This is a genomic window from Amycolatopsis xylanica (genome assembly GCF_900107045.1).
GTDB lineage: Bacteria > Actinomycetota > Actinomycetes > Mycobacteriales > Pseudonocardiaceae > Amycolatopsis > Amycolatopsis xylanica.
This window is the reverse complement of sequence record NZ_FNON01000005.1, coordinates 667,634-680,650: the sequence shown is the minus strand read 5'-3', so window position 1 is coordinate 680,650 and position 13,017 is coordinate 667,634. Positions and strand designations below refer to the sequence as shown.

12 protein-coding genes are annotated in these 13,017 nt (G+C 69.1%); 6 read left to right on the top strand and 6 right to left on the bottom strand.

The window, feature by feature from the left end; all coding sequences use genetic code 11:
- Positions 1-2: 2 nt before the first annotated feature.
- Positions 3-803, bottom strand: a complete 801-nt coding sequence (locus BLV57_RS25995; RefSeq protein ID WP_218134879.1) for an intradiol ring-cleavage dioxygenase — start codon at positions 801-803, stop codon at positions 3-5.
- Positions 804-902: 99 nt separating this feature from the next.
- Positions 903-1,232 (bottom strand): hypothetical protein, encoded by a 330-nt coding sequence (locus BLV57_RS25990; RefSeq protein WP_091292931.1) that lies wholly within the window; start codon positions 1,230-1,232, stop codon positions 903-905.
- A 118-nt stretch (positions 1,233-1,350) separates the two neighbouring features.
- Here BLV57_RS25990 and BLV57_RS25985 point away from each other — a divergent pair, with 118 nt between their 5' ends.
- Entirely contained in the window at positions 1,351-2,274 is a 924-nt protein-coding gene (locus BLV57_RS25985; RefSeq protein WP_091292929.1) for a DMT family transporter, read from the top strand.
- A gap of 433 nt (positions 2,275-2,707) precedes the next feature.
- Here the strand turns inward: BLV57_RS25985 and arc are convergent, their stop codons facing one another.
- Complete coding sequence (arc, locus tag BLV57_RS25980; RefSeq protein ID WP_091292927.1) at positions 2,708-4,519, bottom strand: proteasome ATPase; 1,812 nt, start codon at positions 4,517-4,519, stop codon at positions 2,708-2,710.
- A 401-nt stretch (positions 4,520-4,920) separates the two neighbouring features.
- Here arc and BLV57_RS43425 point away from each other — a divergent pair, with 401 nt between their 5' ends.
- Positions 4,921-5,796 carry a hypothetical protein gene (locus BLV57_RS43425; protein ID WP_091292926.1) on the top strand — a complete coding sequence of 292 codons (876 nt, stop codon included), beginning with the start codon at positions 4,921-4,923 and terminating at the stop codon, positions 5,794-5,796.
- The gene (locus tag BLV57_RS25970) at positions 5,769-6,266 is read left to right on the top strand and encodes a hypothetical protein (RefSeq protein WP_245757516.1); all 498 of its coding nucleotides are present in this window, start codon (positions 5,769-5,771) and stop codon (positions 6,264-6,266) included. The genes BLV57_RS43425 and BLV57_RS25970 overlap by 28 nt, the downstream gene beginning before the upstream one ends.
- Here BLV57_RS25970 and BLV57_RS25965 read toward each other — a convergent pair.
- Both BLV57_RS25965 and BLV57_RS25960 read right to left on the bottom strand, forming a co-directional pair.
- Positions 6,263-7,093, bottom strand: a complete 831-nt coding sequence (locus tag BLV57_RS25965) for a tRNA (adenine-N1)-methyltransferase (RefSeq protein WP_091292924.1) — start codon at positions 7,091-7,093, stop codon at positions 6,263-6,265. The two genes, BLV57_RS25970 and BLV57_RS25965, sit on opposite strands and share 4 nt — an antisense overlap.
- 50 nt (positions 7,094-7,143) lie before the next feature.
- Positions 7,144-8,295, bottom strand: a complete 1,152-nt coding sequence (locus BLV57_RS25960; RefSeq protein ID WP_091292922.1) for a site-2 protease family protein — start codon at positions 8,293-8,295, stop codon at positions 7,144-7,146.
- Positions 8,296-8,404: 109 nt separating this feature from the next.
- On the opposite strand from BLV57_RS25960, the gene BLV57_RS25955 reads away from it, so the two are divergent.
- From BLV57_RS25955 to BLV57_RS25945, 3 genes are read left to right on the top strand one after another with little or no spacing between them, the layout of a single operon-like run.
- Complete coding sequence (locus tag BLV57_RS25955; RefSeq protein WP_091292920.1) at positions 8,405-9,292, top strand: RecB family exonuclease; 888 nt, start codon at positions 8,405-8,407, stop codon at positions 9,290-9,292.
- Complete coding sequence (locus BLV57_RS25950) at positions 9,292-10,077, top strand: thioesterase family protein (protein ID WP_091292917.1); 786 nt, start codon at positions 9,292-9,294, stop codon at positions 10,075-10,077. Before BLV57_RS25955 ends, BLV57_RS25950 begins: the two co-directional genes overlap by 1 nt.
- 52 nt (positions 10,078-10,129) lie before the next feature.
- Complete coding sequence (locus BLV57_RS25945; RefSeq protein ID WP_091292915.1) at positions 10,130-11,065, top strand: ParA family protein; 936 nt, start codon at positions 10,130-10,132, stop codon at positions 11,063-11,065.
- Between the two features lie 58 nt (positions 11,066-11,123).
- Here BLV57_RS25945 and BLV57_RS25940 read toward each other — a convergent pair whose 3' ends face one another.
- Positions 11,124-12,926 (bottom strand): hypothetical protein, encoded by a 1,803-nt coding sequence (locus tag BLV57_RS25940; RefSeq protein WP_091292914.1) that lies wholly within the window; start codon positions 12,924-12,926, stop codon positions 11,124-11,126.
- Positions 12,927-13,017 lie beyond the last annotated feature (91 nt).

Here is a 13,017-nt window from a genome sequence, read left to right as displayed (position 1 = left end):
GCCTAGATGCTGATCGACAGCTTCGCGGTGTACCCGGCCGACGGACTGCCGGTCAGCACCGGCATCTGCTTCGAGTAGCCGTCACGGAACACCATGTCCTGCGACAGCGAGGTGCGCCGGAAGATCGGCAGGCTCGACGCGTACGGCGCCGTCGAGTAGACCGCCGTGCACTCGGCCGCGGGGAAGGCGAGCTGGGAGGTGGCGATCGGGTCGCCGGCGGCGGTGGCCTCCGCGACCGTGCGGTAGACCTCGAAGTGGATGTGCGGCCAGCGGCCGGGATACGCGCCGGGGAAGATCGTCGTGAACGTGACGAGCCCGGTGGAACTCGCGGCCTGCACGCCGCGCAGGTAGTTCTGGTTGAGCACGCCCGAGGCGTACATCGAGTACTTGCCGTCCTTGTCGCACTGCCAGACGTAGACGGCCGCGCCGGTCAGCGGCGCGCAGGTGCCGGCCTTGAGCATGGTCAGCTCCATCCGCACCGGCACGCCGGCCGCGGTGCCGCTCAGCCCGCCGAAGCTGGACCGGATGTCGCTGCGGACGACCCCGGTCTTGGTGAGGATGTTCGGGCCGTTGGTGCCGTCCGAGGGGAACGGGCCGACGATCTCCTCGGGAACCTTGCCCGCGCAGGCGGTTTCGGCCGCGCTCGCCGTCGTGCCGCCGTCGGCGAGCGCGGCGCCGCCCGCGATGGTCGCGAGCCCGGCCGCGCCGAACAGCGCGAGCACCCGCCTGCGGTCGAGCATGGTCGCCATGTCGAAGGCCAGGCCTCGATCGTGGATTTCCGGTTCGTGGTCGTGGTGGGTCACGGTCGCCTCCGGCGGTAGTCGTTTGTGACCAAACAAACGATCCGCCGGACGCATGGTCTAGACCATGACGCTCACTCGATCGGCCGAGTCCGATCGTCGCTACCCCTCATGCCTGCGCAGAATTTCCAGCCACTGGCCCGAATTCTGAACCTGCCTGTGCAGTTTTTCCAGCCGCGCGGCAGGCGCCCGCACGTATCCCTTGCCGAAGACGGGCGCGATCTGCCGCAGGCTCGCCCCCTCCTCGCGCGCGGCGAGCAGCAGCCAGTCGGACGCGTTCGCGCACGCCGTCGACGCCTGCCGGAACTCGCCGAGCAAGCCGATGATCGAGTCCGCGTCCAGCTCACCCCGCCGGACCGCCTCCGTGGCGTTTTCCAGCCACGCCAGCACATCCGCGGACGTGATCGGCGCGCTCATCCTCTGCTCTGTCATGCCCCGCAGTATAGGTCGTTATACGGTCGTCTCGCCGCACGCCACGCCGGGGAGACCTTCGACACCCCTGTCCGAAATCCGCTGGCATCGGAAGTGCCTTGCCCCGTTGACTGTCCCCATGACCGGCAACATCGGGATCGCGCTGCGATTCAGCCTGCTCGCGACGCTGTGGGGCGCGAGCTTCCTCTTCATCAAGGTCGGCCTCACCGGCCTCTCCCCCAGCCAGGTCGCGCTCGCCCGCCTCGCGTTCGGCGCGCTCGCGCTCGCCCTCATCGTCGTGATCCAGCGCCCGCGCCTGCCCCGCGAACCGGTCATCTGGGGACATTTCGCCGTCATGGGCCTGCTGATGTGCGTGATCCCGTTCCAGCTCTTCGCCTGGGCCGAAACCCGCATCTCCTCGGGACTGGCCAGCATCTTCAACGCGACCACGCCGCTGCTCACCGTCCTGATCGGCGGCGTGATCCTGCGCCAGGAACGCCTCACCCGGGGCGCCACGATCGGCCTCGGCTTCGGTTTCGCGGGCGTGCTCACGATCGTCGGCGTCTGGAACGGTCTCGGCACCGCGGACCTGCTCGGCCAGCTCGCCTGCCTCGGCGCGGCGACCTGCTACGGCACGTCCTTCGTGTACATGCGCCACTTCCTCGGCAAGCGCCACATCGAGCCGACCGTGCTCGCCTTCGGCCAGGTCACGCTCGGCACGCTCATGATGCTCGCGCTCAGCCCGCTGGTGGCCACGGGGCCTGTCCACCTGTCGCTGCCGGTCGTGCTCAGCATGGCCGCGCTCGGCATGCTCAGCACGGGCGTCGCCTACATCTGGAACGCCCGCATCATCGTCGCCTGGGGCGCCACGAACGCCGCCGCCGTCACCTACCTGACCCCGGTCGTCGGCGTCGTGCTCGGCGTCGCCATCCTCCACGAGCCCCTGACCTGGAACCAGCCCGCCGGCGCGCTCCTGGTCATCCTCGGCATCCTGGCCGCCCACGGCCGCCTCACCCTGAAGCGCCGCCGCCCCGACCCCCTCGTGAGTGTTCAGACCGGTTAGAACCGGCCGCGTCACTCACGACCCGCGTACGCCAAGTCGCAGGGCCCAAGCCCCGCTCGGTCCGCGATCGCCGCCGCCTCAGGTCGACTGAACGCACCAACGCCACGTTGACCTTCGCGAGACCCGAGTTTGGGCCATTGGATGGCCCAAACTCGGGTCTCGCGCGCCCAGGCGTTTCGCCCAAGACAGGGTCGTGAGTGTTTAGACCGGTTCTAACCGGCCGCATCACTCACGACCCGCCGGGCACGCGCCGGGTCACCGACTACATGTCTGCCAGAGTCCCTTTCGTCGGGTTCGGCAGGGAAACAAGGGCGGCCCTTGTCACCTCTAGCGTGACAAGGGCCGCCCTTGCGGTGTCCAAGCCGCGCCCTAGACGTAATGAACGCCCCGTTCACAACGCTGAACGTTGTGAACGGGGCGTTCGTACGGGGTCTTACAGGTACTGGCCGGTGTTCGTGGCCGTGTCGATCGCCCGGCCGGAGTCCGTGTTCTTGCCGGTGACGAGCGTGCGGATGTAGACGATCCGCTCGCCCTTCTTGCCGGAGATACGGGCCCAGTCGTCCGGGTTGGTGGTGTTGGGCAGGTCCTCGTTCTCCGCGAACTCGTCGACGATCGCGTCCAGCAGGTGCTGCACGCGCAGGCCGGGCTGGTTGGTCTCCAGCACGGACTTGATCGCCGACTTCTTCGCCCGGTCCACGATGTTCTGGATCATCGCGCCCGAGTTGAAGTCGCGGAAGTACAGGACTTCCTTGTCACCGTTGGCGTAGGTGACCTCGAGGAACCGGTTCTCGTCGGTCTCCTCGTACATCCGCTCGACGGTGTGCTGGATCATCGCGTCGATCGTGGCCTTGGTGTCGCCACCGAACTCGGCCAGATCGTCTTGATGGATGGGCAACCCGGTGAGCAGGTACTTGGAGAAGATGTCCTTGGCGCCTTCGGCGTCGGGACGCTCGATCTTGATCTTGACGTCGAGCCTGCCCGGCCGCAGGATCGCCGGGTCGATCATGTCCTCGCGGTTGGAGGCGCCGATGACGATGACGTTCTCCAGCCCCTCCACACCGTCGATCTCCGAGAGCAGCTGCGGCACGATCGTCGTCTCGACATCGGACGACACGCCGCTGCCCCGGGTGCGGAAGATCGAGTCCATCTCGTCGAAGAACACGATCACCGGCGTCCCTTCGGACGCCTTCTCCCGCGCCCGCTGGAAGATCAGGCGGATGTGCCGCTCGGTCTCGCCGACGAACTTGTTGAGCAGCTCGGGACCCTTGATGTTGAGGAAGTACGACTTCGCCTCCGCGGCGCTGCCGGTCTCCCCCCTCGCCGCCGCGACCTTCTTCGCCAGCGAGTTGGCGACGGCCTTGGCGATGAGGGTCTTACCGCAGCCGGGAGGACCGTAGAGCAGCACGCCCTTCGGCGGCCGCAGCTGGTACTCCAGGTAGAGGTCGGCGTGCAGGAACGGCAGCTCCACCGCGTCGCGGATCTGCTCGATCTGCCTGCTCAGGCCACCGATGTCCTCGTACTGGACGTCGGGGACCTCTTCGAGCACGAGGTCCTCGACCTCGGCCTTGGGCACCCGCTCATAGGCGTAGCCCGCCTTCGAGTCGACCAGCAGCGAGTCGCCCGGCTTGAGGGGCTGATCCGCCAGTGGATCGGACAGGAAGACCACACGCTCTTCGTCGGCGTGCCCGACGACAAGACCGCGGTAGGGACCGCCGTCCTGCTCCGGGGCGAGCACCTCGCGCAGCGCGCACACCTCGCCGGTGCGCTCGAAGCCGCCGCCCTCCACCACGGTCAGCGCCTCGTTGAGACGCAGTGCCTGACCACGCTGCAGTGACTCGACCTCGACCGCGGGTGAGACCGACACCCGCATCCTGCGCCCGGCGGTGAACACGTCGACCGTGCCATCCTCGAACGCTTCCACGAAAACGCCGTAACCACTCGGTGGCTGGGCGAGCCGGTCCACCTCCTCACGGAGAGCGAGCAACTGGCCTCGAGCCTCACGGAGGGTCTCGACCAGCTTGGTGTTGCGCTCAGTGAGTTGGCTCACACGTTCCGACGCCTCGGCGAGTCGCTGCTCGAGAACGCGGTTCTGCCTCGGCGAGTCCGTCAGCTTACGACGCAGCAGCGCCACTTCCTCCTCGAGGAAACGGACCTGCCGCGCTTGTTCGTCCGACGTGATTCCAGCTCCAGTCGTTTCTGAAGGGTCGGCATCTTCATGCCGACCTCCGGGAAGGTCATGGTGCATCGGGCACCTCCTCGGAGTGCTTTTCAGTCCACGGTACCGGCGATCACCGACAATAAAAGTCCTTTCCGCATCACAGGATCGGCGCGTCGCCCTTTCGACCTTGCAACAGCACGGAGATTTCCCAAGCACAAGAGTCCAATACGGTGCACGAAGAACACCTCCGATCACTACCGTCCGTGCGACGAGATTGCGCACGATTCGCGAGATCGTCAGCCGGGACCCGGCCACCGGAACACTCCGCCGCCGGTGCGGGAACCGACGTGCCGCCCTGCGCGTCGCAGCAGTGATACCCAGCACCAGTGGCACCTAACCGCGCGGGCGAGCGCGCCCGTGGTTAGCATCGGGCCACGTTCCGCTTGGGGCCGACCAGGTGTTTCACGCCAGCAGTCAGGGAGCTTTTGATGACCTACCCGCCGCAGCAGCCAGGTCCGTACGGGCAGCAGCCGGGACCGTACGGGCAGCAGCCTGGTGGCGGCTACCCCCCGAGCGGCCAGCAGCCGCAGCAGGGCGGCTACCCGCCCGCCCAGCCGCCCCAGCAGCAGCAATGGGGCCAGCAGGGCGACCAGTGGGGCCAGCAGCAACAGCCCGCGCAGCAGCCCCAGTGGGGCCAGGAACAGCCGCAATGGGGCCAGCAGGGTGGTTACCCCGGCGGCACCCAGCAGTTCCCGCAGGGCGGCGACCAGTGGGGCCAGCAGCCGGGCGGCTATCCGGGTGGTTTCGGTACCGACCCCGAGCCGCCGAAGAAGAAGACCGGCCTGATCGTCGGGCTCGCCATCGCCGCGGTCGTCGTCATCGGCGGCGCGGCGGGCCTGATCATCTGGCTGAACAACGACGACGGCAAGACCAACGACGTCGCCACCAGCCAGACGCCCGGCCCGTCCTCGCCTGCTCCCGGCCCCGGTGGCAACTCCAGCTCGAAGAAGCCGTCCGCGACCGGATCGCCGTCCGCCACCAGCGGCTCGAAGCCGACCGGCTCCGCGGGCCCGGCACCCGGCGGCAAGCCGAGCGCGCAGGAGATGGCCGACGGTGTCGTCGCCGCCATCAACGCGCACGACGGCAAGGCGCTGGGCAGCGCGGCGTGCCGCAGCGCGAACCAGAAGGACGACCTCCCGGTGAACCCGACCGCGCAGGCCGAGTCCACCGGCGCGCCGGTGGAGACCGGCGACTCCGCGAAAGCGCCGATCAAGGCGAGCTTCGACGGCAAGTCCCGCAACGGCGTGATCAAGCTGAAGAAGGAAGCCGGACTCTGGTGCTACAACGGCCTGGCGGACAGCTGAGCCCAGCCCCGTCACCGGGCAGGAAGGGCCTCTACGCGGGGCTCGTCCTGCTCGGTGTCGTCGTGGCCGGTGTCGTCGCCGGCCTGCTGCTGATCGGCCCCCGCGAGCCGGAACCGGCGCCGGCGGCGCCACCGCCGCCACGCCCGGTGCCCACGTCGACGCTGACCAGCCCGTCGCTGGTCGAGAGCGAGCTCGTCGCGACCGGGCAGGCGATCGCCGCCGCCATCACCCAAGGCGACTCGGCGGCGTTCGGCAAACTCGCCTGCGAACCCCAGAGTCCCGCTGCGATGCAACAACTTCAGGACAAATGGGACGCCGCGGGCACCGTCACCGCGACCATGGTGCAGCCGGTGAAGGTCGCGGGGGAACGCGCGACCATCACCATCCACGTGGAAAGCCCCAAGGGCGGCAAAAAGGACACCGACTTCCCGATCCGCAAAAAAGCGGATCGGTGGTGCATTCCCGGCTAGGACACGCCCTTGGCGGGACGGCGCTGCACGCGCGGCGAGACGACACCGTCGGCGAGGCGGCGCGCGGTGAGCAGGAACGCGGTGTGCGCGACCATCCGGTGATCCGGGCGCACGGCGAGGCCGACGACGTGCCACGGCCGCATGAGCGTCTCCCACGAGTCCGGCTCGGTCCAGCACTGCTGCTCACGCAATGCCTCGGTGATCCGCGAAAGCTGGGTCACCGTCGCGACGTAGACGGTCAGCACACCGCCAGGCACCAGGTTCTTCGCCACGGTCGGCAGCTGGTCCCACGGCGCGAGCATGTCCAGCACGACCCGGTCGACCTGGCCCTCGTGCGACGACAGGTCGTCGACCGTCAGCGACCAGTTGTCCGGCTTGCTGCCGAAGAACCGCTTGACGTTGCGCTCCGCGTGCTCGGCGTGGTCGTCGCGGATCTCGTACGACTGGACGGTCCCGGTCGGCCCGACCGCGCGCAGCAGCGAGCAGGTCAGCGCGCCTGAGCCGGCACCGGCTTCGAGCACGCGCGCGCCGGGGAAGATGTCGCCCCACATGACGATCTGCGCGGCGTCCTTCGGGTAGATGACCTGCGCGCCGCGCGGCATCGACAGCACGTAGTCGGGCAGCAGCGGGCGCAGCGCCAGGTACGACGTGCCGCCGCCGGAGACCACGATCGACCCTTCCGGCAACCCGATGACCTCGTCGTGCAGCAGCGCGCCACGGTGGGTGTGGAACTCCGCGCCGGGTTCGAGCACCATCGTGTAGTGCCGCCCCTTCGGGTCCGTCAACTGAACCCGGTCCCCCACCTGAAACGGTCCACTGACCGACACTCGAACCTCCAACGACGAAACGTGACGCCTGATCGTCGCAGGTCGGCAAGTCAGCCGGGCAAGTGCCCCGACATCGCGGCACGCAGGTCCTCGCGGCGCAGGACACCGGCGGGCCTGCCCTCGTCGTCGACCACCAGGAACTGCCAGGCCGGGGTTTCCCGCACCCGCTCGGCGATCTCCTCGCCTGGCTCGGACGCGAGCAGCACCGTCTCGGCGCGGATCGGCTCCGCCGCGAGTTCGGCAGGCGAGAGCGGGCTTTCCGACGCGAGCCGCTGAGCGGCCGTTTCGTCGAGCAACCCGGCCGCGACACCGTCCGCGCGCACCAGCACGACACCCCGCCCCGCCGACGCGGCGAGCGCGTCCGCGACCGGGCTTTCCGCCGGCAGCTGGAGCACGGGCCGGATCAGCTGGGCGAGCGTGAGGCCTTCCGGCCAGCTGCGCCTGCTTTCGGCGGCGAGCTCACCGCTCGCGCCCATCGCGACGAACCACGCTGTGACGACACACACGCCGAGCCGCAGCCAGCGGTCTTCGCTGCCCGCGGCGAGCCCCCACAGCGCCCAGACCATCAGCCCGAACGCGACCAGCCCGCCGCCCACGACCGCGGCCCGGGTGCCCTTCGCGCGTTTGCCGGTGATCGCCCAGACGCCGGCGCGCAGCATCCGGCCGCCATCGAGCGGCAGCCCGGGCAGCAGGTTGAACACGCCGACCGCGAAGTTCGCGACCGCGCATTCGGCGACCAGCAGCCACGCCGAGCCGCCGGACGGGACGGCCAGCATGAGCACCGCGCAGAACGCGCCGAGCGCGAGCGAGACGATCGGACCGGCCGCGGCGACCAATCCCTCCTGGCCCGGTTTGCGCGGCGTGCGCGCGACTTCCGAGACGCCGCCGAGCAGGAACAACCGCAGCCGCCGGACCGGGATGCCGAGCCGCAGCGCGACGAGGCAGTGGCCAAGCTCGTGTGCCAGTACCGAAAGCCCGAGCAGGATCGCGAAGGCCGCCGAGAGCAGCCACGACGTCGCCATCGACGCGCCGGGCAGCAGCCTGCCGACCAGCGGCGCGTAGAGCACGACGACGACCAGCGAGCCGAGCCACCACGAGGGCGCCAGCAGCACGGGGACGCCGTCGACCCGGAACAGGAGCAGCCCGCCGTCCAGCGCGGATCGCCGATGCGAACCCGCGCCGTGCTGACTGGTGGCTGCCACGGCAGAAGCCTACGGGCCGCCGTGTAGGAGTCGAGTGATCTCGATGGGCGCGATCGGGTGAGGTGTTGCGGTCCCCGAACCTGTCGGTAGGCCGGGATACGCTCGCGGCATGTCGCAGAGCACCGAGGTGAGTGAACCGACGGCGGAACCGGTCGCCCGCAGGCGTCCGGCGCTGTCGCCGTCGCGTGCCAGCGACTTCAAGCAGTGCCCGCTGCTGTATCGCTTCCGCGCGGTCGACCGGTTGCCCGAGATACCGACGAAGGCGCAGCTGCGCGGCACGCTGGTCCATTCGGTGCTGGAGAAGCTGTTCGCGCTACCCATGCCCGACCGGGTGCCCGCGCGGGCGAAGGAGCTGCTCGAACCGGCGTGGGCGGAGCTGTCGGCCGAGCGGCCCGAGTGGAGCGAGCTGTTCGCCGACGACAAGCCGGAGCAGGTCGACAAGTGGCTGGAGTCGGCGCTCAAGCTGATCGACAGCTACTTCGGCCTCGAGGACCCGACCCGGTTCGAGCCGGAGGCGTGCGAGCTGCACGTCGAGATCGAGCTGGGCTCCGGGGTGCTGCTGCGCGGCTACGTCGACCGTGTGGACGTCGCGCCGACCGGTGAGCTGCGGGTGGTCGACTACAAGACCGGCGCCGCGCCGCGGGAGATCGGCGAGGCGAAGGCCTTGTTCCAGATGAAGTTCTACGCGGTGGTGCTGTGGCGGCTGCGCGGGATCGTGCCGCGCCAGCTCAAGCTGATGTACCTCACGGACGGGCAGTCGCTGGCGTACACGCCGGACGAGGCGGAGCTGCTGCGCTTCGAGCGGACGCTGGAGGCGATCTGGCAGGCCATCCTCAAGGCGGGCAAGACCGGCGACTTCCGGCCCAACCCGAGCAAGCTGTGCGGCTGGTGCGATCACCAGGCGCGCTGCCCGTCGTTCGGCGGCACGCCGCCGGAGTATCCGGGCTGGCCGGAGCCGGACGCGGGCGAAGAGACCCCGATAGACAGGGCGGACTGATGGCCGACGCGTTCTTCCTGCCGGTCGGCGACGGCCGGTTCCAGCCGACCGCGCACACGGCCGGGCCGTGGACCCCCGACGCCCAGCACTTCGGGCCGCCGTCGGCGCTGCTCGTGCGCGCGCTGGAGAACGTCGAAGGCGGGCAGGGCAAGCAACTCGCGCGGGTGACCGTCGAGATCCTCGGCCCGGCGCCGCTGACGGAGCTGACCGTCAGCGCTGGTCTGGACCGCCCTGGCCGGTCGGTCGAGCTGCTCTCGGCCGAGCTGCGCGACGGCGGCCGCGCGGTCGCGCGCGCGTCGGCGTGGCGTATCTCCACTTCGGACACCGCCGAGATCATCGCGAACCTGGCCGAGCCACTGCGGCCGCTGCCGGAAGACGCGCCAGAGGCGCACTGGCCGGAAGGCTGGCACGGCGGCTACCTCGAGGCGATGGAACTGCGTGCCGTGCGCGGTGGTCCGGACCAGCCGGGCGCGTGCGCGGTGTGGGGCCGCCCGCGCGTCCAGCTCGTCGACGGCGAGAAGATCAGCCCGCTGCAGCGGCTGTTCACCTTCGCCGACTCCGGCAACGGCGTGTCCAACTTCCTCGACCCGCGCCGCTGGTGGTTCATCAACACCGACCTCACGGTGCACCTGATCCGCGCCCCGGAGGGCGACTGGGTGGGCCTCGACGCGCGGACCACCGTCGGCGCGCACGGCCTCGGCACGGCGACCAGTACGCTGCACGACCTGTCAGGGCAGGTCGGCACGGGGGCGCAGGCGCTGTTGGTCCGAACCCGTGCGGGCTGAGCGTAGATCGAATACCCTTCGCGCCAACCACGAACCAGGGAGCACGCCCAGAATGCAGATCACCTCGGTGGTCAACCAGAAAGGCGGGGTCGGCAAGACCTCGCTCAGCGTCGGCGCGGCGGCGGCGCTGGCCGAACGCGGACGGCGCGTCCTGCTCATCGACCTAGACCCCCAGGGCCACGCCACCACGGAGATGCTCGGCCTGGCCGAAGCGCCCGCCGAGGCCCCGAGCCTGGCGAAGGCGCTGACCAAGATCTGGAAGGGCCCGGTCGAAGAGCTGATCGTGCCCCATCCCCGCAGCAACGTCGGCCGCGGCGGCTGTTTCGACGTCATCCCGACCTCGCCGGGCATGTTCGACCTCATCCGCAGGCTCGACCAGTTCCGCGTCCCCGGCTGGCAGCTCGCCAGGGTGCTCCAGTTCGCGAACTACGACCACATCGTCATCGACTGCCCGCCCGCGCTCGACGTGCTGACCAACAACGCGCTCGCCGCGTCGCACGGCATCCTGGTCCCGGTCCAGCCCGACCGCACCAGCATCCGCGCGCTGCGGCTGCTGAACGACCAGATCAACTACGTCCAGCAGACGGTCAACCGGCCCCCGATCGCCTACTTCGGCATCGTCCCCGGCCTCTACCGCCGCCCGATCTCGCACTACGCGGCGGCCGCGTTGCAGGAGCTCTACGGCTTCGGCATCCCGATGCTCTCCCACATCCCGCTCGGCGTCGTGATGAACGAGGCCGCGGCGCATGGCGTCCCGGTGACCACCTACGCCCCCGAGACGATCCAGGCGGTGTCCTTCCGCGAGATCGCCGAAACCCTCGACGGCTATTACGCCCAGCGCCCCCAGCCCGCGGTGATCCCGGCCGAAGAGGAATTCGTCTTCGAGGACTTCATCACCCAGGTCTCCCACGCCCGCAACGCCAACGACAACGGCGCCCGCAAAGGCCTTTACGACCTCATGCCCAAACGCCCGAGGCCGCCGCACTGAAAAGCTCGTGAGCGTTGCGGGCGGTTAGAACCGCCCGCAACGCTCACGACCCCAACTGTCAGGCGGAGCCGATGACCATCAGGTCCGCCCACAGGGTGACCACGCTCTTCCGGGTCCGGTGCAGCAGATCGTCGAGCAACGCGAGGCTGGCCGAGTCCCTGGTCGTCTTGCCCAGGCGCGCGGCTTCGCGAGCCGTGTCGTGCACGGACGCCAGCAGGTGCGGCTGGACGATGATCACCTTCGTGTGATCGCTGGGGACACGCACCTTCAGCTCGTCGAGGAAGTCCGCGCCCGCGACGCGCACGCCGTCATGCCATGCCGCGCGGGTCGCGAGTAGCGGGCCGTCGAACCGGGCGAGCAGGTCGTCGGTGCGCAGGCGACGGATGTTCTTCACCGTCTGGCTCACCACTTCCTCGAAGGCGGTGACCGCGATGCGCCGATCGGGGCTGTGGCTGCCGGCCGCCTTGACGTGGATCGCCGTCAGCGTGCCGTCTTCGGCGAGGTGGAGGAAGTCAGCGACCTCGCCAGCACCGTCGTCGCACAGGAGCCAGCCCTTGTCGAAGGTCTTGACCACCCAGGCGAACAGCGAGTCGTCGCCGGGCTCGCCGATGACGTCATGGAGTGACTTTCCCTTTACGAGCGCGGGCTTCTCCTTCGTGACGCGGTAGCCGGTGAAATCTTCGAAGACGAGATTGGGGAAAGCGTCGGACTTGAGATTCTCGCGGAACACCTGGCGGTTGTTGAACGCGTGCCCGGATTGGTAGTGCACGGTCAGCAGGTCGCCGTCGCCGATGGCCTCCTTGATCCGCCTCGCGATCGGTTCCGCGCTCGGCGCATCCGAGTAGCGCACGTCCAGCTGGACACCGTCGCCCACCTTGATCGGTTTGAGCAGCAGGGTGCCCGCGACCGCCCCGTCGAGTCCGACTTCGACGAGCACGCCCGACGAGTCCGGGACCTCGCGGACCGCCACTATCGCCGAGCGCAGTAGCTCCGCCCGCTCGGCCAGTTCCTCGTACTCGGCCGAGTCAGCCTGTTCCCCGTCCACGTCCGCCACCGAGATCTCGAAGGCGTCCCGCACCTTGCCGAGATCGGTCTCCGGGATGGCGAGCTCCACGAACGGCGGCTCCGGTTCGGCTTCGCTCACCAGCCCCAATTCCAGCATGTCCAACGCTTCGCCCGCCGCGGCCAGGAACATCGGGAAATCGGAGGTCCGTTTCCAGGAAATGGTCGACTTGGCCGGGTTCACCGTGATCACCTCACGCAGCAACGCCTTGTCGTCCACCGGCTCGTAGAAGAACTTGGCGGCGGCCAAAGCGAATGTGCTGTCGTCAAGACCGTCCAAGGTGTCCTGCACCCGCTGCCCGCCGAGCGCTTTGCTGTCCGGCTTGGTCAACCGCCGCCGGTGCATCCCGCGCATCCACACCATCCGCGCGTCGCCGTTGAACGTGGCGGCCAGCACCGGCTGCGAGACGAACCGGAACGTTCCGGTCCGCCGCACCCAGGTCTGCAGCCTTTCGGAACTCGGCACCTCGCCGTACACCGCTACCAGCCGATTCCGGCGCAGCGCCATCATCAGCTGCTGGCACACGTCGGCCAGCCCGGACTCCTTGCTCGCCCAGCCCGGCACGCGCACCAGCTCCCTGGCGATGAAGAAGAGCCCGTCGAACCCGAAGTCGCCGAGCACACCGACCTCGTCGACGACCTCCCTGGCGCCCACGGTCCGTTCCGACCAGACGTTCACCGCGTTCGCGCGGCCACGGTCGTTCGCCGTTTTCCGCAGAAAACGCTGGAACTCCTTGAAAGCGACATCGACATCGTCGCCGACACATTCGAGCACGGTGATCGACAGAAAGGGATTCACATCCGCCAGGTGAAGCTCGCGGGGTATCGAGAATGAGGTTGTCATAGCCCGGAGAACATAGCCCCGGTGAGCAGGTGAAACAGCATTCGAA

Bases quoted from the DNA above. Each gene is read 5' to 3' on its own strand.
- BLV57_RS43425 (WP_091292926.1), top strand. From the start codon at position 4,921: ATGACCTACCCGCCGCAGCAGCCAGGTCCGTACGGGCAGCAGCCGGGA.
- BLV57_RS25990 (WP_091292931.1), bottom strand. From the start codon at position 1,232: ATGACAGAGCAGAGGATGAGCGCGCCGATCACGTCCGCGGATGTGCTG.
- arc (WP_091292927.1), bottom strand. From the start codon at position 4,519: ATGCACCATGACCTTCCCGGAGGTCGGCATGAAGATGCCGACCCTTCA.
- BLV57_RS25985 (WP_091292929.1), top strand. From the start codon at position 1,351: ATGACCGGCAACATCGGGATCGCGCTGCGATTCAGCCTGCTCGCGACG.
- BLV57_RS25945 (WP_091292915.1), top strand. From the start codon at position 10,130: ATGCAGATCACCTCGGTGGTCAACCAGAAAGGCGGGGTCGGCAAGACC.
- BLV57_RS25955 (WP_091292920.1), top strand. From the start codon at position 8,405: ATGTCGCAGAGCACCGAGGTGAGTGAACCGACGGCGGAACCGGTCGCC.
- BLV57_RS25950 (WP_091292917.1), top strand. From the start codon at position 9,292: ATGGCCGACGCGTTCTTCCTGCCGGTCGGCGACGGCCGGTTCCAGCCG.